Source organism: Persicobacter diffluens (assembly GCF_036244895.1).
Classification (GTDB): Bacteria; Bacteroidota; Bacteroidia; order Cytophagales; family Cyclobacteriaceae; genus Persicobacter; species Persicobacter diffluens.
Genome location: NZ_BQKE01000001.1, coordinates 3,271,879 through 3,292,260 on the forward strand (window position 1 = coordinate 3,271,879; position 20,382 = coordinate 3,292,260).

At 42.6% G+C, this 20,382-nt stretch carries 14 protein-coding genes; 7 read left to right on the plus strand and 7 right to left on the minus strand.

The window, feature by feature from the left end; translation table 11 throughout:
• Positions 1–137: 137 nt before the first annotated feature.
• Positions 138–1,172 (minus strand): NAD(P)/FAD-dependent oxidoreductase, encoded by a 1,035-nt coding sequence (locus AAA970_RS13385; protein ID WP_338237485.1) that lies wholly within the window; start codon positions 1,170–1,172, stop codon positions 138–140.
• Positions 1,173–1,239: 67 nt separating this feature from the next.
• Here AAA970_RS13385 and AAA970_RS13390 point away from each other — a divergent pair, with 67 nt between their 5' ends.
• The 5 genes from AAA970_RS13390 to AAA970_RS13410 all read left to right on the plus strand — a co-directional run bounded on the left by AAA970_RS13390 (position 1,240) and on the right by AAA970_RS13410 (position 8,606).
• Positions 1,240–1,875: an MBL fold metallo-hydrolase gene (locus AAA970_RS13390; protein WP_338237486.1), complete on the plus strand. Its 636-nt coding sequence runs from the start codon at positions 1,240–1,242 to the stop codon at positions 1,873–1,875.
• On the plus strand, positions 1,865–2,572 hold the full coding sequence (gene pssA / locus AAA970_RS13395; protein ID WP_338237487.1) for a CDP-diacylglycerol--serine O-phosphatidyltransferase: 708 nt from the start codon (positions 1,865–1,867) through the stop codon (positions 2,570–2,572). The genes AAA970_RS13390 and pssA overlap by 11 nt, the downstream gene beginning before the upstream one ends.
• Positions 2,573–2,638: 66 nt before the next feature.
• Positions 2,639–6,010, plus strand: coding sequence for a type IX secretion system sortase PorU (porU, locus tag AAA970_RS13400; RefSeq protein ID WP_338237488.1), 3,372 nt, complete (start codon positions 2,639–2,641; stop codon positions 6,008–6,010).
• A gap of 69 nt (positions 6,011–6,079) precedes the next feature.
• Positions 6,080–7,264 (plus strand): type IX secretion system outer membrane channel protein PorV, encoded by a 1,185-nt coding sequence (porV, locus tag AAA970_RS13405; RefSeq protein WP_063790755.1) that lies wholly within the window; start codon positions 6,080–6,082, stop codon positions 7,262–7,264.
• A gap of 67 nt (positions 7,265–7,331) precedes the next feature.
• Positions 7,332–8,606 (plus strand): M16 family metallopeptidase, encoded by a 1,275-nt coding sequence (locus AAA970_RS13410; RefSeq protein ID WP_338237489.1) that lies wholly within the window; start codon positions 7,332–7,334, stop codon positions 8,604–8,606.
• Positions 8,607–8,771: 165 nt separating this feature from the next.
• On the opposite strand, the gene AAA970_RS13415 is transcribed toward AAA970_RS13410, so the two are convergent.
• From AAA970_RS13415 to AAA970_RS13430, 4 genes are all read right to left on the minus strand, one after another.
• Complete coding sequence (locus AAA970_RS13415; RefSeq protein WP_082305112.1) at positions 8,772–9,785, minus strand: pseudouridine synthase; 1,014 nt, start codon at positions 9,783–9,785, stop codon at positions 8,772–8,774.
• Between the two features lie 62 nt (positions 9,786–9,847).
• Entirely contained in the window at positions 9,848–10,411 is a 564-nt protein-coding gene (gene scpB, locus AAA970_RS13420) for an SMC-Scp complex subunit ScpB (RefSeq protein WP_053406679.1), read from the minus strand.
• Between the two features lies 1 nt (position 10,412).
• Positions 10,413–10,835, minus strand: coding sequence for a TraR/DksA family transcriptional regulator (locus AAA970_RS13425; RefSeq protein ID WP_420916718.1), 423 nt, complete (start codon positions 10,833–10,835; stop codon positions 10,413–10,415).
• Between the two features lie 368 nt (positions 10,836–11,203).
• On the minus strand, positions 11,204–14,656 hold the full coding sequence (locus AAA970_RS13430; protein ID WP_338237490.1) for a hypothetical protein: 3,453 nt from the start codon (positions 14,654–14,656) through the stop codon (positions 11,204–11,206).
• 202 nt (positions 14,657–14,858) lie between these two features.
• Here AAA970_RS13430 and AAA970_RS13435 point away from each other — a divergent pair, with 202 nt between their 5' ends.
• Both AAA970_RS13435 and AAA970_RS13440 read left to right on the plus strand, forming a co-directional pair.
• The gene (locus AAA970_RS13435) at positions 14,859–15,851 is read left to right on the plus strand and encodes an aspartate-semialdehyde dehydrogenase (protein WP_338237491.1); all 993 of its coding nucleotides are present in this window, start codon (positions 14,859–14,861) and stop codon (positions 15,849–15,851) included.
• 10 nt (positions 15,852–15,861) lie between these two features.
• Positions 15,862–17,052, plus strand: a complete 1,191-nt coding sequence (locus AAA970_RS13440; protein WP_338237492.1) for a THUMP-like domain-containing protein — start codon at positions 15,862–15,864, stop codon at positions 17,050–17,052.
• Positions 17,053–17,319: 267 nt separating this feature from the next.
• Here the strand turns inward: AAA970_RS13440 and AAA970_RS13445 are convergent, their stop codons facing one another.
• On the minus strand, positions 17,320–18,777 hold the full coding sequence (locus AAA970_RS13445; RefSeq protein ID WP_338237493.1) for a TrkH family potassium uptake protein: 1,458 nt from the start codon (positions 18,775–18,777) through the stop codon (positions 17,320–17,322).
• An 8-nt stretch (positions 18,778–18,785) separates the two neighbouring features.
• Entirely contained in the window at positions 18,786–20,135 is a 1,350-nt protein-coding gene (gene trkA, locus AAA970_RS13450; RefSeq protein ID WP_338237494.1) for a Trk system potassium transporter TrkA, read from the minus strand.
• Positions 20,136–20,382: the final 247 nt, after the last annotated feature.

Sequence of the window (20,382 nt, forward strand, 5' to 3'; positions counted from 1 at the left end):
CCTAATACATAATTTTTTCTACGAATGTTTCCGCTATACGTTCCAAGGTATTTGCTTGACAATCAATAAAAATGAAAAAAAGAAAATTTCCCCCTGAAGAAAACCCAGCCGGCAGGGGAAATTTCGACTTTAATATCTTAAAAAAACCGATAGATATCCACTTCCGGCTCTATTTTAGTCCCTTTTAGTAATAGATTCTTCAGCTGTTCTCCAAAAAAAGGCGCTAAGGAAACCCCTTTGGTGCCAAGCCCGCCAAAGAGAAAAATTTGTGGATAATCAGGGTGCTGCCCTATAAATGGTCTTCGGTCCTTAGTCGCCGGGCGAATGCCCGCCCGTTGATCCACCACCTTGGGACTCAGCTTCACCAAACCTTCCAGCTTTTCCAAAAGGGTTTTTCTAGCCTGTTCGGTAACCTCGTAATTCAAATTATGATTATCATAAGTTGCCCCTACTCGATAGCGGTGATTACCCAATGGCAGGGCAAACACCCCCCGATTGTAAATTCGCTCAAAGTCACGGTCCAGTTCAATGGTCAACACTTCTCCTTTTACTGGTCTGAAAGGGAGTCCCTCCCAGTACTTACTTTCCCCCACCGCATATCCTTGGGCGTAAATAATTCCCTTGGCTTTTACACCTTCATATTCGACGCCCTCGGCTGTCAGCAATAAATCCTCCTCCCGAAAAGCCGCTTCGCGATAGTGGACTCCTAATGCATCACGGTAAGTATCCAACAACAAGTTAAGATCCAGCCAGCCCGCCTGATTAAGAGCCAATCCATCATGAGGGGCATGAATTCCCTCCTCTGCCGGTGCATTCACCGAATTCACAAAAGGCTTAAAATTATCTTCAGCGCTTTTGCCCATCCAGTCATTTTGTTCTACCACCTCAAGGAAGGGGCGGTATATTTCCTGCAGGTGTAAGGCTTTAATGCCTAATTGCTTTTCCAGTTGACTGTAGAAATCCCACAAATAGGGAAAAAGATCGTGTGCCCGCCAGGTCAATGACATTTTACGCCCCGTTATCGGGTTAATAATGCCTGCCGCCACTCTGGAGGAAGCATTGGCATTGGTTTGATTGATGACCAGAACCGTCATCCCTGCTTCTCGCAATTGATGACTGATGACGGTACCCGCGATACCCTGACCTATAATAATATAATCGTAGGCTTGCATAGTAAATGGTTTAGGATTATGGTTTTTGCAGATTAATCGAGAAATTTAGGGCTAAAATATTAAGAATATGCAAATAAAAGTTTTTCCCTTTAACGCTTTTTCTGAAAACACCTATGTGCTTCATGATGAAACCAAGGAAGCCGTGATTATTGACCCGGGTTGCTATACCCATGAAGAACGTCAGGAGCTGCAGGCTTATATTGATGGCGAACAACTGAAAGTGGTGGCCCTTTTGAACACCCACGCCCATGTGGACCATGTATTGGGCAATGCTTTTGTCAAAAATACCTTTAAAGTAAAACTGCACCTACACCCTGCTGATAACCCCACGCTGGCTGCAGTAGAAAATTACGCCTCCATGTGGGGATTTCCGGCTTATGAGCCTACTACCGCCGATGAGGAATTAAAAGAGGGGGCAACTTTCACTTTTGGAAATTCGGCCTTGAAAGTACTTTTTGTTCCGGGCCATGCTCCCGGGCATGTGGCTTTTTATCATGCTGAAAGTGGCAATATTATTGCCGGTGATGTACTTTTCAGACGAAGTATTGGTAGAACAGATTTACCGGGAGGAGATTTCGATATCCTGGCAAAGTCCATTAAAGAAGTGATGTATACCTTACCAGAGGAAACGGTAATCCATCCTGGACACGGCCCTGCCACTTCTGTAGGAGAAGAAAAAAGAGAAAATCCATATGTCAGATAATGCTAGCAAATTGAAAATTTTCAATATTCCAAATACGCTTACCTGCCTGAATTTACTTTCAGGCTGTGTCGGCATTGTGCTGGCCTTTCAGGGAAATTTGCTTTGGGCGGCCGGCATGATATGGTCAGGAGCTATTTTCGACTTTTTTGATGGTTTTACGGCCCGACTTCTTAAACAATTTTCACCTATTGGGGGAGAATTGGACTCTCTGGCCGATATGGTCACTTTTGGAGTGTTGCCGGCTGTGCTTTATTTTCAGCTTTTAGGGCAATGCGAGCTACCGGAATATGTACCCTATTTTGCCTTTATCATGGCGGCATTCTCCGCATTGCGACTAGCCAAGTTCAATGTAGACGATCGCCAGACGACCTCCTTTATCGGTTTACCCACTCCGGCAAATGCCATTTTCGCGAGTGCCCTACCTTTTATGCTGGCTCATAATATATTAGGAGCGGAAAACTGGTTATTGAATCCTTATTTACTTTTGGGATTGAATTTCGCCTTTTCCCTATTGCTCACCTCGGAAATCCCGATGTTCGCCTTAAAGTTCAAAACTTATGGATGGAAAGGGAATGAGTTGATTTACTCCTTTATTATCCTGGCGGCAGCCTCCATTTTTATACTGAATGTCGCCTCGGTCCCTTTTATTATTTTGTTGTATATCCTAATTTCCTTTGTAAGAGCTTATCGTTCCTAATCGCCACCTTTGCTGTTTTTTATGTCGAATTCCCACCGTTCATATTCCTATTTTTTCTTAGGGCTCATGGCCCTATTGCTTGTGTGCAAATCCGCTTTTGCAGCAGCTTCAAGTCCGGACTTGAGTCAGGGCACCTGGGTGAAACTGAAAGTCAATCAGGCCGGAGTATTTAAAATCACTGCCAACAGCCTGCAGGAAATGGGCTTAAATCCTGCTGATATTGATCCCAGAAAAATCGCTATTTACGGACGTGAAGGCGGTATGCTTCCCCAGGAAAATGCCCTGAATGAAGTTCACCAATTGCCGGAACTGGCCATTTGGGTAGATGGGGAGGCTAACGGTAAGTTTGACACCAATGATGCTGTTTATTTTTATGCTGAAGGGCCGGATCGTTATTTCTTCAATGAAGAGGCCGGTTTTATTGATTTTGAAAAAAACTTGTACAGCCGGGAGGCTTTTGTCTTTTTCCATATAAAAACCGAAGGCCTGGGAAAAAGAATCACCACAGCGCCCGCCATCAATACCGGCACACTCTATACCACCTTTACCGAGGTGATGGCTTTCGAGGAAGAGATTTACAATATTTTAGGGCAGTCAGGTAGATTCTGGTATGGGGAACGTTTTGAGAATGGGGGCAGCCAGAGGGTAAATTTTGAAATTAGTGATCTGTCCACCGATGGAAGCTTAAAGGTTAATCTTCGCGCCCTGAACTCCTCCTATGGGACAGCCGAAGTGGCTGTTTCGCTCAATAACACTAAATTAGGGAGCATGAGCATCTCGGGGGTTTCCAATGCAGACTATGCTGAAAGAGGTAAATGGGCCTCTGAAATATTTGAAAACCCCTCTGTACTGGTCATTGACCCTGCAGCCACCAGCCTCAATTTTGACATCCGATTCAGTACTAATGCAGAACCATTTCGTCATTATGGAAATTTAGATGCTGTCGTGGTTAATGCAGAAAGAAGCCTAAAACTTTTTAATGGACAAACGGTGTTTCGGCAGACAAGGGCTGCAGGACAAGACGAAAAACGATTTCAAATCTCCGGCACCAATGCCAACACCCAGGTATGGGAGGTAACGGATTTTGCTAACGCCAGCCTTCAGTCGAGTCAGTTTGCCAACGGGAACACCACCTTTGGTTCTCAAACTGCGGGAGCAGGAAGATATATTGCTTTTAATCCTGATAATGGACTAACCCCCGAAATCATCGGATCCTTTAATGCGGCCAATATAAGATCAAATCCGGCTGTGGATATGGTCATTGTTAGCCATCCTAATTTCATGACTCAGGCGCAGGAATTGGCTACTTACCGAAATCAAAGCCAGGGTCTCCATGTAAGGGTGGTCAATATTGAGGATGTATTTTCCCAATTTTCTATGGGTAGTCAGGACATCTCTGCCGTCAGAAACTATATGCGTTTTCTTTATGAGGCCGGCAATCAACAATTAAAATATCTTTTACTTTTTGGCGACTGTTCATTTGATTATCTGGATCGCGTCACGAATAACACCAATTTTGTCCCGGTTTATGAAAGCCGGAATTCCACTCATCCCATTTACTCTCACTCCTCGGATGACTACTTTGGGTTTTTAGAGGAGAACGAAGGTTTTTGGGAAGAAAGCCGGGCAGGAGATCATAGCCTGGAAATTGGTATCGGTCGTTTACCCGTACAAACTCCCGAAGAAGCTCAGGTTGTGGTGGATAAGCTTATTCGGTATGAAAGCCTGCCGCCTCAGGACTGGCAGTCCAGGATGGTTTATGTGGCAGATGATGGTGATGGCAACATACACCAAAAACAAACCGATGAGATCGCCCAAATCATCCACAAAGATCATCCGGCATTCAGACCTGAAAAGATATACCTGGATGCCGCTCCCAGAGACCCGGGAAATATTGGAAAATCTCAGGTAACGGAAGCGGCCATCATCGGTGCTTTTGAAGAGGGGGCCTTAACCATTAGTTACCAGGGGCATGGAAGTTTTGAACAATGGGCGGATGAAAACATCCTGACCCGGGCCATGGTGAATAATCTTCAAAATTATGAAAAGCTTCCCCTGGTGATTACCGCCACCTGTGACTATGGGGTGTATGATCATCCACAACTGGAAAGTGGGGCGGAATTATTACTAAAAAATCCTAATGGAGGAGCTATTGGTTTGGTAACAACTACCCGTAAGGTTTTTGCCTCTACCAATCAGGAATTAAACAGGGCTTTTCATAATGCGCTTTTCCTAAGAGAAGAAGGAGGGCAATTCAGAAGACTAGGAGATATTTTCAAAGACACCAAAAACAATGCGCTGGCAGGTGCTGTCAATCGAAATTTTGCCCTTTTGGGAGATCCTTCTATGCGGCTGATTTGCGGAAGCCCACAAGTGGAAATCCTGAATATTAATGGTAAAGCACCTTCGGAGCAGCCCAACCTGGCGGCAATGGACTTCATTCAAATGGACGGACAAGTCAATCTCGCTTCCGGAAATATGGATCCTTCTTTCAATGGAATTGTGGAAGTGAAGGTTTATGACAAGCCTTTACAGAATCAAACCTTAGGTTTTCGGGATGATGTGATGAGCTACGACGTCTATGAAAACCTACTATTCAATGGGCAGGCCACCGTGGAAAATGGAGCGTTTTCCATTGAATTTGTCGTACCCAAAAACATCGATTACCAAAAAGGCCGAGCCATCATCCAGACTTTTGCTTACTCCAATGAGGAAGGTAAGCCGGCCCTGGGCGGAGAAGACCGTATAACAATTGGAGGAACATCTGACAATCCGGTAGAATCAGAACTGGGCCCGCAGATAGAACTATTCATCAATGACACGCTTTTTGTGGAAGGAAGTTTAACGCCCTCCGCTTTTGATCTTTTGGGAAAGTTAACCGCAGAAACCGGCATTTCCATTTCTCCAAACAATATCGGGCAAAACCCTTTTACCCAACTGGATAATGGTGCGCAAATCCCACTAAACAAGTATTACCAATCCGCGGTAGATGACTACCAAACCGGCTGGATCAACTATCCTTTTTCCGGACTAACAGATGGAGAACATCAAATTCGTGTAAAAGCTTGGGATAATTTTAACAATGCATCGGAAAAAGTAATTACATTTTTAGTAACAGAGCAGGATAAACTTACATTAAGAAATGTATTCAATTTCCCTAACCCAGTTAGAGAAAGTACCGTTTTCAGGTTTGAGCATAACACTCCGGGAGATCCTTTGGTGGCAAAAGTTCAAATTTATAACACCCAGGGGCAATTGATTTACACCATTTCAGAAAGCTTTGATCGCGCATCTTCAGTAGTAGAAATGGAAAGCTGGAAACCTGCTGAAAGTGCCGGACAGCTCGCCTCAGGTATGTATTTGTTTAAACTTTCTGTGGAAAATCTAAATGAAAAAGGTAAATCTGAAAGTTTGAACAGATTGATATATATACCATAAAAATCATTACCTTGTATTCACTGCAAATTTGTTCAACTGTACCCACTGTTTAAAACCTATTTTGAACCAATGAAGAAACTCAATTATATTTTTAGCTTTTTAATCGCACTGGCTTTTTCTCCAACAACCGTGTTTGCCCAAAATATTGGTCCTGGTGGGCCAAATGCCTCCGGGCAACAAGGTGGTGGTGTTATTCAAACAGCCGTTCCCTTCATGTTAATTTCCCCGGATGCTCGTTCGGCAGGTTTAGGTGACATGGGAGCTGCTACTTCCGCAGATTTAGCTTCAGCATACTGGAACCCGGGAAAATATGCTTTTATCGAAAATGATTTTGCTGCCTCCCTTTCCTATACACCCTGGCTGGGTAAGATCACCAATGACATGTCCATTTCTTATTTGAGTGGTTATTACAAATTAACTCGAGAACAGCTTATCTCGGTTTCATTGACCTATTTTAATATGGGAACCATCGAATTTGTAGATGAGAATGGTCAAACAAACTTACCCCAGGGCCGCCCCAGAGATTATAACATTCAGGTGGGGTATTCCAGAATGCTGTCCGAGTCCTCGGGTATTGGGGTGAACCTGAAATATATCCGCTCCAACCTAGGCGCCTCAGCCGTGAATGGAGATATTCAGCCAGCCCAATCGGTAGCCGCAGATATTGGTTACTATTACAATAAAAAATTCAAAAGAAGCCTGAAGAAAAGCGAATTGTCTTTTGGAGCAGTAATCTCCAACATCGGTGCGAAAATGACCTATCTGGGAGAAGCCGAACAACAATTTCTTCCAGCTAACCTAAGACTTGGTTCGGTTTATTCCTTTAATTTAGACCCATACAACAAACTGTGCTTTGGCTTAGAGTTTAATAAGTTAATGGTACCTACTCCTACATTTGATGAGGATGGCAATAAAATTAACAATCAGGACAAGTCAGTAATCAATGGAATGTTCTCCTCTTTTGGAGATGCTCCAAATGGTTTTGGGGAAGAGATTCAGGAAGTCAAACTTCAAGCCAGTATGGAATATTGGTATAAAGAGCTTTTTGCTGCCCGCCTGGGTTACCAATATGAAGATCCTGAAAAGGGAGATCGTACCTATATGACTTTAGGTTTAGGCTTTTATTACAATGTATTCGGACTGGATGTCGCTTATTTGGTTCCATTTACCAGAGAGAATCCATTGGCTGAGACCATCCGATTTACTTTAAGTTTCCAATTTGGAGAGGAAAGTACCACTTCAGTAAGAGATTAATAAAAAAAAGATTCTATGATACAGGACGATGGAAGCAATTTCATCGTCCTTTCTTTATATGCTAACTATGCTTGACAGATCCATCCCGCCCAAATTCCAACGGATTGATACCTTTAACATCGGAAAAGTAAAAACCTCCACCCTGGACAATGGGAGAAAAATGCACTACATCATCTCTGATGCCCAACCGGTGGTTAAAATAGAATTGCTATTTCGATCTGGACAGGTGAATGAAGAGGTGAAGGGCGTAAGTTCTTTTGCTTATAAAATGCTGGCCGAGGGAACTTCTTCCAAAAGTGCCAAAGAAATATCAAGCACTATTGAGCATTATGGCGCCCAATTGGACATTACCGGGGGGACAGATAACAGCGCAGTCAGTTTATTTTGCCTGAAAAAGCATATTCCTTTACTACTTCCCATCTTAAAGGAAATCATGGAAGAGGCCAGTTTTCCTGAAAAAGAATTGGAGAATTTAAAAAGCCAGCGAATTCAGAACCTTAAAGTAAATTTGGAGAAGAATGCTTTTTTGGCTGCACGCTCCTTTAGAAATGCCCTTTTTGGCGAAAGTCACCCTTATGGTAAGGTGCTCCAAATCGAGGATATTGCAAAAATCAACCGGGAAGAATGTCAAGCCTTTTATAAAAAACATATAGAGAATCAGTTTGAAATACTGCTTTGTGGTGATGTTGATGATGCTATTTTTTCACTATTGAATCAATATTTCGGACAAGCTTCGGTTGAAACCAATATGCTTGTTAAGCCAGATCTTCTTCAAATTCAACCCCAATATACTCCCCAACACATTCACAAAGAAGGAAGCCTGCAATCGGCGATTCGAATAGGCCGCCCGATTTTCACCAAAAAACATGAAGATCATCCTAAGCTTAGTATTATCAACGAAATTCTGGGAGGGTATTTTGGTTCCCGACTAATGAAAAATATCCGGGAGGAAAAAGGCTATACCTATGGTATTCACTCTGTCCTTTACTCTTTCCAACAGCATGGGTATTGGGCCATTGGAGCGGAAGTGAAAGGGGAAAATACCATGGATGCCTTGAGAGAGATCAAGAAAGAAATTCAAAAGCTTATTGAGGAACCGGTACCACAGGATGAGTTGGAAATCGTTCAAAACTACATCATGGGGCAATTTTTGTCCTCCCTGAATACGCCATTTGCACTATTAGAGAAATTTAAAAGTATTTACCTTTTCCAACAGGATTATAACTATTACGACCATTATCTGAATACCCTCAATCATTGTACTCCTGAGGAACTACAAGCGATTGCCGCCAAATATTGGCAGGCGGATGACTTATTGGAAATTGTGGTAGGACAAGTTTAATGGGTGCGTGAAACCGAATTATGCACCGCTAGCATCGGTAAACTACGATAATGGATGATCAATTCTGTTTTATTTTATTGATTTTTAACCCGAAGTGAGGTGAGCTTGTATCCTTCGGGTCAAAAAAAAGCCTTCCCTGAATTAACAGAGAAGGCTTTTTTTATTTTAAAGGAAATATTTCAAATGAATGAGTTCTTTTTCTGATAGGTAGCGCCATTTTCCTCTTGGCAGGTCTTTTTTATCCAAACCGGCATAAACTACACGGTCCAGCTTCACCACCTCATAGCCCAAATGCTCAAAAGTTCTGCGGACAATTCTATTTCGCCCAAGGTGAATTTCAATACCCAGGCTTTTAGCATCTGATGACAAAATTACCAAATCATCCACCGGCACCGGCCCATCTTCCAACTCAATGGTATTTTGAATTTTCGCAAAATCCTCCTCCGTAATGGGTTTGTCCAGCTCTACCTGGTAAATCTTTCTGACATTATTAGAAGGGTGCGCTAATTTCTCGGCCAGCTCGCCATCATTGGTCAAAAGTAACAGACCGGTAGTCATGCGATCCAAACGCCCAACAGGGTAGATACGCTCACCTGCGGCCTTCTTCACCAATTCCATCACCGTTTTTCTGTTTTTCGGATCATCCGTGGTGGTCAGGAAATCTTTTGGCTTGTTCAATAGTACATAAACCGATTTCTCACGACTCAAAAGCTTTCCTTGCCAGCTCACCTTGTCTTTTGGCTCCACCTTATAGCCCATCTCACGAACCACCTTACCATTTACGGAAATCTCCCCTTCGGAAATCAGACGGTCTGCCTCCCGACGACTACAAACTCCGGCATTGGCAATAAATTTATTCAAACGAACCGCATAAGACTGGGGAGCACCTTCTTCTCCTCCGGATTTGGCCGCTTTCTTTTTCGCCAATTCTTTCATCTTACGAAAGTTATAATTTGGCGTATTGGTCGACTCACTGGCAGCCTGACGGTCTTTATAAATCTCCTTTAATGAGCGCTGTTTCTTTGCAATTTTTTCATCCGATTCCGGCTTATGCTCTGCAGATCGAGAACGATCAAATTTTTTCTTATGGGAAGTTTTCCCAGCTCCGGGACGTCCTGAACCAGATTTCCCCCCACCTGAATATCGCCTTCCTGAATTACTTCGTCTTGCTTTTGTCATAACAGCTACCCTTAATCAGAGCTCTTAAATTTTAAATAAGTCGCGAATTTACTGAATTTCTCCTAATCCTCCCCCATTTCTCCAATGATATTATCCTCCTTTCGGAAGTCTGTAGGGGTGGGCAGTTCCTTCAGGTGATTAATCCCGAAATATTCCATAAACTGCTCGGTGGTTCCATATAGCAAAGGTCGACCCAAACTCTCCGATTTTCCTTTTATTTCTATCAATCCTTTCTCCAATAGTTTCTGTACGGCATAATCGCAGCTCACTCCACGTATTTGCTCCATTTGCATTTTAGTGATGGGCTGCTTGTAGGCAATAATGGATAAGGTTTCCATGGCCGAAGTAGATAATTTTTTCTTGGCCTTTTGCTGTAATAAAAGGGTAACCAGTGATTGATAAACTGGTTTGGTCAAAAACTGATAACCTCCCGAAGATTTATTAATAAAAAAAGCGAAATCCCCCTTGTCGTATTTTTCTTCAAGGGCGGATATCGCTTTAATAATGTCTTCTTCGGGTATTTCTGCACCAAATTTATCAGACAGGCACCTGCCTAATACTTTGACGGTAACAGGTTCTTCGGCACAGAAAATTAATGCTTCAACGTAAGTTGCTAATAATTCCAATTTAGGCTCTTTTCAATTTCGCTTCAATGGTCTGCGTCGTATGAGGCACTGCACGTAGACGATCTTTTGGGATGAGCTTCCCTGTATCTACACATACCCCGTACGTACCATTTTTGATACGAATTAAAGCCTTTTGAAGATTATTTAAAAATTTCTGTTGACGTACGGCCAATTCCTGGAGGTTTTCTTTCTCCTGAACATCCGCACTATCTTCCAAAGGTTTAATATTACCTATGGAATTTTCGGTACCACTGTGGTTTGATTTCCCAAGAGTCTCTTTAATAAAATTCAACTCGTTGGTGGCGCGGCCGATCTTTTTCAGGATCAAAGCTTCAAACTCTGCCAAATCCTCTTTAGAGTACCTTAATTGCGACTGGTTTTGCTGTTCTGCCATAACGGGTAAATATTCTGTGGAAATATTCATTGAGTTTAAAAAGTAAGACAAAAATAAAAATTACATCTTCATTTCCGTCCACAAATGATAAAATTTTACTTAATAGTTTAATTTTATTAATTGAATAAGGGGAATGCTTAACATCCACCATAAAATTTAGTCTGCACCATTATAGACGAAAATTTCTTCATTTTTGATCCCCAAATGTGCTTAAATTTCATCATCTTTCATTAATTCAACATTATCTTGAAATTAAATTTGGGCAAATAAAATTAAATGAAATAATATTTCAAAATATACCAGCTTTGAAATATTTATCAGAAGTAAAATTCCTTACAACAGAACTACTGGTGGTAGCGATTAATTTTTTTGAAAATAAAGTAAATTCCTCACCTAAATCATTCATGGACAATGGCTACCGTCAATTTAGCAACAGAACTTTTTTGCTCTTCAGCCGTAACCTCCACCCAAATTAAATAGTGACCGGCAGGCAAAAAATTTCCGTTTTCCTGCTGCCCATACCAAACGAACTCATTATCCGGCGCCAAAACGTAGTTCGAAGCCAAATCAATCACCTTACGGCCATAAAAATCAAATACTGCAATGTCTGCTTTGGAAGGCAGTTGGGCAGATTTCAGTCGAATTCGCATTTCATTCCGCCCCCATTGGCTACCCACCTCCAACAATTCCGGAACGGCCTCCACCTCCACGGAGGTTCCCGTTTTTTCCCAGCCACCATGATCCAAACCGGGGGAAGCAAATCCAACTTGCTCAGAACAGGAAACCCAAGCGCTTTTATTCAATCCATCCCGGCCCACTCTTAATAAAGAAACTCCTTCCACCTCATTTAAAATTGGATGATGACTACCCGCATCAATAATACATTCATCAAGTAGCACTCCTGCATTATTTTCTAAGCGAAAACTTGCGCCATCATTGGGCAAAGAAGGAAGTGCATTCACGACAAAAACGTTCTCCTTTTCCATAGACGGGTAGACCGAATGTAAAGCAGAACTATCCTCCGTAAGGGCAAGTACTTCTCCTGCCTCCAAAATCAATGGATCCTTAGAAAGGAGAGCGGAACTTTCGTTTCGCCAATAACAATCATGCAACACCAAAGGACAGTTTCGGAAATTTTTCAGCTCGATAAAATCCTCCATCTCTGGATAGGGGTCAAATAACACTTCATTCACCTGAATATCTCCCGCTTCCGGCGGCTTGGCCACCTGTACATAAAGCTCCCGAGGATTGCTGTCCTCAAAATCACATGCTGAAAGATAGCGTTGTATCAAAAGCAATTTTTGCCCCGGCGCCAATTCTTCTTCAAAATCAAATCGCCAAAAATGAGGTCCTTTAAAGGTGGATGCTACCATCATATTCTGAGGCCATTCAATGCTTACTGAATCAATTTCCTGATTAAAAAACACCTGAATAAAGCGCTCCCAAGCCCAAATATTCACGATTTTCGGCAGTACGGAACCCTCTACAAATTTTCCCTTTTGACTATTCTCCTCTCCGGGACTTCCTCCTTCTGCGTCGGAATTTTTCCAATTCCCCACCACCTTACACGCCATATCCTGATCCACCAATTCCAGAGAGTGGCCTTTTTCCAAGCCAAACAGCGCCTCCTCATACCACATCTTGTGGATATCAATACCGTTGGAAGATAAACTCAACCGGTCCTCCGTATTATTTAAACTGATTCCCATTAAATCATCCAGTAAATAATAATGATGAGGAGCCAAAAAACCGTAGGGAAGGTTCATCCGGCCGCGATCATCTTCCAAAGTCATAAAATGTAAGGGAACCTCTTGGTCTGAGGCATTATACAATTCGACAAACTCCGGCCCTTCCAGCGGATCAGGCATTACTTCATTGATAAGGATGGCATGTTTTGCTATCCTTTTCGGAGCGGGAATCACCATCTCCCCTATCGTTAAGAGATTACCATTCAAATCTGAAAATGGAGGAAAGACTAAGGTTAAAGAATCCTGAATGACTTCTTCCTTTATATGGATGGTCAAGGTATTTTCTTGCCATTCCCAACCAGTTGCGGGCTGGTCCGCAATCACAAATGACGCCATTAAATCTGTAGGATCTTCAATAGATTCCGTAAAAGCAATGGTGAAGGAGTTGCTGTTTTGCCAATATAGGGAGTCTACCTCCGGAGGAGTCTGATCCATGTACAGCGTCCTTTCAAAGCTGGGCAGAAGAAAGCCCGAAACCGTTTTTTCATTCTCAAATCTAAAATGAAGGCTATCTTTAAACCAAAATTCATCCTCCAGCAAAAGAGATAAAGCATCTTGCTCCGAATTGAATAGCAATTTTTTCACAAGCATACCATTGACATAGTACTCGCCCTTAGCCTGAACCGCTTTATCAAACACTAATTCAATCAGTCCTAAATCTTTCCGCACCACTTCCTTTACTCCTTCTTCGAAAATATGTACAAACTCAAGATCTGCTCCGTAAAAAATATGAATCGAGTCACCGGAAGTAAAGGGGGTATTAAAATCCAAAACAAGCTCACCTTCATCTTTTCGAATGAACTGAAACGGAGGAATGGTTTGAATATTTACTTCAGAAGTATCTTCGAAAATGGGAACTATCCCCCTGGAGGGTGATTGAAAATGAAAAGCCCCATAAACTGATGGTTGCAAATTTAATGTCTGAACCCTTTGGTTTCCTTTTCCATCTACTGCCAAATAACTAATCCTGCTATCTGGGCCCACCTCCATCCCAACCATAGAAGGGTATTCCGGAAAAATCAGAGATTTGCCCTCGACCTTAAACTCCGTAACGGCCTCATGAAATACCAAATGAACAGAATCTGGTTGAATCCAATTCAACTGAATCAAATTGGGCGGAAAAAAATCAAAAACAAAGTCCACTTTCTTGGTTCCGTATAGCGTATTACCCGCAAGATCCCGAATATTTCTGATCTCCAATACTTGAGGATCTTCCGATGGAAAAGCATTCTGAAATTTCACCAGAAGCTGATCACTACGCTCTTTCTCTATATGCAGTACAGTATTTCCCTTCAGGGCAAAGACGGAAAAATGAGCCGGCAACTGTATGGGCTCAGAAAACTTGACAAGCAATAGATGCTCATCCAAACATACTACCTCTCTAACGAGCGGCCTTTTCTCATCCCGAATAATTGAAAAATCTGGTAAGGATAGCGTATCTCCGTATTTTACAAAAGCCAAATCAAATTCCCTTTCTTCCGATTTGGCCAATGCTTCCCGAAAATAGAAATCGGTATGCCTGCCAAAATGCTGTAGAATAAGTCCTGAATCATTAGAAAATACATTTTCCCACTCCTGATGCCAAAAATACCGAAACCGATTCCCGTCCAATACTTCATAATGATTCCTTAAGAACAAAAATTCCATTTCATGATGCTCCCCAAACGGCCCTCCAAGTGCATCATGAATCCCTCTCCATTCAATTGCTGCGGATGTATCCAATTCCAGATCAAAGAATAATTGTCTTGAATTAATGAGCCGGCCAGAGATCAATTCTCCCTTATACCAAATTTGAGGATTTTCAAAAATCATCGCCTGGGGAAATATCACCCAACTTCTTCCCTTCCATAAATAAACTTTGGTCACATCAATATCCCCGGACTCCGAAGTAATATTTATTCCTAATGTTGAACTATTACCCCCAAAATAAGCACTTCTTCCACCAAATAGTACTTCATTGGACCACCCGCCATTAATCGTCTCCGCGCACGCTTTCCCAGCTTTCCCCAAATAGCCACCAGGAGGTGAAAAAGCCAATCCTATTTTTATACCATCGGCATAAAAACCGCTTTCAACCTCTAATTGTGCCCCAAAAAGCCACAAAGGGACAAAAAATATAACAAGGGTTGTTATTATTGTTGTAGGCGCCTTGCAGGCTGGAAATAGGTGAAATTTGGGCATTGAACTCTGATTTTTTGTTTTAGCTTTGTATCCGAAATCATTGAAGGATTCGGCAAGTATTTGTATGTAAACCAAATAGGCCACCCTTTGAAGCTGTAATTTTTAATCAAACCTTATTCAGGAAATGAAATTAGCGATTGTTGGCGCCACCGGTTTGGTAGGCGGGCAAATGTTGAAAGTGGTCGAAGATTTAAACTTTCACTTCGACGAATTATTGTTGGTAGCTTCAGCGAGATCTGCAGGTAAACAGATGGAGTTCATGGGCAAGAGCCACACGATCGTGACCCTGGAGCAGGCGGTGGAAGCTCGTCCTGATATTGCCATTTTCTCGGCAGGAGGTAGCACTTCATTGGAGTGGGCACCAAAATTTGCAGCGGTCGGTTGCCGCGTAGTGGATAATTCATCGGCATGGAGAATGGATCCAGGTAAAAAATTGGTGGTTCCGGAAATCAACGGAGATGAATTAACGGCGGAAGATTACATCATCGCCAACCCAAATTGCTCCACCATCCAAATGGTATTGGCGCTTTGTGACTTGCGCAAGCGCTATGGTATCAAGCGTATCGTTGTTTCTACTTACCAGTCCGTTACCGGTTCAGGTAAAAAAGCGGTAGATCAGATGATGGCGGAGCGCGCCGGAGAAACACCGGATATGGCCTATCCACACAAAATTGATTTGAACGTATTGCCTCATATCGATGTATTCCAGGAAAACGGATACACCAAAGAGGAAATGAAGATGATTTTGGAAACCAAGAAAATCTTCAATGATGAAAATATTGCAGTAACTGCTACTACTGTTCGTATTCCGACGATGGGCGGACACTCCGAGTCCATCAATGTGGAATTCAACGAAGACTTTACTCTGGAAGAAGTTCGTGAAATTGTCGCTAATACAGCAGGCGTTATTTTAGAGGACGACCCACAGAACAACGTTTACCCAATGCCGCTGAATGCGCATAACAAAAACGAAGTATTCGTTGGACGTCTGCGTCGTGATGAATCTCAGCCAAATACCTTGAATATGTGGTGTGTGGCTGATAACTTGCGCAAAGGTGCTGCTACCAATGCCGTTCAGATCGCGCAAAAACTGGTAGACAGCGGTATCGTTAGCTAAGATTCCAAATATGAATTGGGAAACTCTCAAGGATAAAAAAATACAACAATTCATAAAGGATCATGCTGAGCATGATCCTTTTTCATTAGGGCTAAAGGCAAAGCAATTTCCTGATTTCCCTATGCGGCTCATTACTGAGCAAATTCAGGCACGCCAAAAAGCCAAAAGCAAGCTCCCTTCTTGGTACCAAACCGAGGGGATTATTTTCCCGCCCTTGCTTTCCATGGAACAATGTTCCTCTGAAGCAACGGCCCGATACAAAGCAAGGGTCATCAAAGGAGACCGACTTTTGGACCTCACCGGGGGCTCTGCGGTAGACACCTATTATATAGGGCAAAATTTCCAATCCGTTGTCTACACCGAAATTTGGGAAGAACTCTTCCAGAGAAGTCAGCACAACCTTCAAACTTTAGGGGCGGACCATATAAAATGTCATTTTGGTGATGGCGTTGATTACCTGAAAACCCAAGCCGAATTTGATGTCATTTTTCTGGATCCCTACCGTCGGGATGAGCAAAAAAATAAAGTCTTCTTGTTATCCGACTGCCTGCCCAATGTTATTGAGCTGCAAGCTCTATTACTGAAAAAGGGCAAAGATGTATGGATAAAAGCGTCCCCTATGCTGGACATCAAGGGCGCCTTGCAGCAGCTCCCTCAAATTCAGGAAGTGCATGTCATTGCGGTGCAGAATGATTGCAAGGAAGTCTTATTTCGCATGAATAAGGAAAGCCGGAAGGACATCCAATTCTTCACCACCAACCTGCTTCCAAATGGAAAAAGTCAGGACCTTTCTTACAGCCAAATAGAAGAAACTACTGCGGAAGCCCCGCTTTCTGAACCATTGCAATATTTGTACGAACCCAATGTGGCCATCATGAAAGCCGGTGGATTTAAAATTGTCGCAGAGCAATATCAATTAAAAAAGCTACACCCGCATTCTCATTTGTATACCTCCGAAAAGCTGGTTCCAGGATTTCCCGGACGATCATTTCTAATCGAAGGAGTAGAAGCCGTAAATAAAAAAATTATCAAAAAATACTGCAAAGACGGCAAAGCCAATCTGGCCATTCGTAATTTCCCCTCCACCGTTGCAGACCTCAGAAAAAAGCTGAAGCTTAAGGAGGGCGGCGAAAACTACCTTTTTGCCACCACGCTAAAAGACGATAAGAAAGTATTGATTTTCACCAAAAAGGCACTTTAACGTGTGCTTTAATCCACTTTTAATTAATAGGCTGGAAAATGACCGAATAGTTCCCTATTTCGAGTTTTTTCCAACGAAACAGATGAATGAGGAGAAAGCAAGCCTTCCCAAATTTGGGTTATTATAAACCAAAGAAAACAAGTTGTAATGAGATGAATTTGAACTACTTGCGCTCAGCTAATAAATATAGCGGTGAATCATTCGGGTTAGGTTAAAGCTAGAAGACATAAAAAAAAGCGGCTCTGTCATTGAACCGCTTTTTTTTGCTTAATTCCCCCTCCAAAAGAAAGGAGTAAATAATAAAAGTACCGTAAATAACTCCAGCCTTCCCAGCAACATCAACACACTGCATATCCACTTGGCTGCAGGAGGCAACCAGGCAAAATTATCTACTGGCCCAACTTTCCCTATTCCAGGGCCTACATTTCCTAAAGAGGTTGCACTGGCTCCCATGGCGGTGAGTAAATCCAGACCGGTCATGGCCAAAAGCATGGCTCCCACCACGAAAATGAATAGGAAAATAATCACAAATGCCAAGACCGTATAAGAAATTTCACCGGAAACAGCCTTACCATTTAATCTTACCGGAATAACGGCTGCCGGGTGTAACTGTCGTTTCAAATCCAGCCAGCCATTTTTTGCCAAAATCAAATGCCTTACCGTTTTTATTCCACCAGCGGTGGATCCGGCAGATCCCCCGACAAAAAGTAATATAAAACACATAATGGTAAGGGAAGGTGCCCAGCTGGTATAATCTGCAGAGACGAAACCAGTGGTGGTAATCAAAGAAACCAATTGGAAAGTCACGTCCCGCATCCCCAACTCAAGGTCATCATATACATTAACGCCCACATACAATCCTGAGATAATGGATAAAATCACGATACTTAAAAAATAAGCTCGGAATTCATCATTGGCCCACACCTTCTTCAGTTTCCCCTGAAAACCAAAGTACATCATGGAGAAATTAGTCCCGGCAAAAAACATAAATAGCACAATGGTATATTGAATCCATGGGCTCGGATAATGCGCTATGGACGCATTCTTGGTGGAAAATCCTCCTGTGGCCATGGTGGTCAAGCTGTGATTCAGCGCGTCATACCAAGTCATCCCAAAAACGCGCAAAAGCACCATTTCAGTAGCGGTCAGCCCGATGTAAATCAACCACAATCGTTTAGCTGTATCCGTAATCCTAGGGCGTAATTTATCCGCTGAAATTCCCGGTGCCTCGGCAACAAAAAGCTGCATGCCGCCCACACCGATCAATGGCAAAATGGCCACTGTTAACACGATAATCCCCATTCCTCCTAACCACTGAGTAAGGCTTCGCCAATATAAAATGGAAGGAGGAACCGCCTCAATATCACTTAAAATGGACGCTCCGGTCGTGGTATAGCCCGATACGCATTCAAAAAAAGCGTCGGTTAGCGAATGAATACTGCCACTCAATAAATAAGGTAAAGTGGCAGACAGCGCCATCAAAACCCAACCAAAAGTCACAATAATATAGACGTCACGCTTCTTTACTATTCGCTCTCTCCCCAAAGTGAGAAAGAAAGCTAATCCCCCGGAACAAGCCGTAATCAATACCGCCATTAAAATCGCCCAGTGCTGATCATCTTCAAAATAGAAGGAGAAGGGTAAAGCGGTGAGCATAAAGATACTGTTGATCACCAACAGCAAACCCATAATATGAATGATGGATCTAAAATGAAATCTCTTCATTAAATCAATTACTTAAAAAATCGCTCTACACTACGAATAACATTGGACTTACACAACACCACCACATGGTCTTTCGGGTGAAATTCAAAGTTACCCATGGTCGTAAACCCCTGGTTGTTTCGAATTACGCCGCCGATGATAGCCCCCTCCGGGAAGTCCAAATCTCTTAACTTCTGGAAACAGATGGCAGAGTTTTCCTCTACCTCAAATTCCAATACCTCAGCATCCACCCCATGAATACTGGCAATACTCAACACATTGCCTCTTCTTAGGTAACGACAGATAAAATTAGCCGCGATCAACTTCTTGTTGATCATCGTATCTACTCCAATGGTCTGAGACAATAAAATATAATCGATATTCTCTACCAGAGCGATCGTCTTGGCCACATGGTGGTTCTTCGCCAACAGGCATGAGATAATATTGGTCTCTGAGTTGCCTGTTACGGCAATGAAGGCATCCATTTCTTCCAGCCCCTCCTCAATTAGTAAATTTACATCATTGGCATCGCCATTTATGATTAAAGCTTCAGGTAATTCATCCGCCAGCTTAAAACATTTTTCCCGGTCTCGTTCTACTACTTTTACCCGGTACTTATTGGTCTTCTGAGATAATTTTTTGGCCGCATGTAGTCCGGTACGGCTACCACCCAAGATCATGATATTTCGAATTTTTTTCTTGGTACCACCCTTCAATTCGAACACCCGATCCACTCCTGTGGGTTCCGCTACAAAATAAACATTATCGTTTAACTCCAAACGAGTATCCCCATCCGGAATAATCGTCTTACCATTTCGTAAAATCGCTACAATTACAAAATCCCGATCCTTATTCAGAGAACTGGTTTCCTTCAACATTAAACCGGTAAAAGGGTCCCCTTCTTCAATTCTGATTCCGATCAGGGAAAGCATTCCTCGGTCAAATTCAAAAGTATCAGTAAGAGCTGCTTCCCGCAACAAGCGCTTGATCTCACGTGCGGCCAAAGATTCCGGAGAAATCAATTCATCAATCCCCAGCGTTCTTAAGTCTTCCCGCTGGCGATGGCTCAAAAAATCTACATTATTAATCCTGGCCACCGTCCGCTGAGCCCCTAGCTTTTTACCGATCATACAGGTCGCCAGGTTCGTCTCTTCCGCCGGGGTAACGGCAATTAACAGATCCGCCTTAGCGATTTCTGCTTCTCTCAGGACATCATAATAAATGGAATTCCCCTCAATAACAGCCACATCCAACTGATTGGAGACATAATTTAATCGCTCCTTGTCAGTATCGACAATTACAATATCTTTCTGTTCATGAGCCAGTTGCTTGGCCAAATGAAAACCAACCTCACCCGCCCCGGCAATAACAATATGCATTTTGAAAAGATTATTTTTAACGCCCAAATATAGGGAATTTTAATGTGATTAACGCCCATAAATGGTATCAAACAGGCCATTAACTGTCTGTCAAATCGGGTTTATCCCTAAAAATTTAAAAATGTCAATAAATCTAACCGGCAATAATCCCACGGCCCACAAAATCACTTAACACACTGAACTACTGATAAATATGAAACAATATTAAAAAGTGGGCGTAACCATAGGTAAGTAAGGGCTACGACAA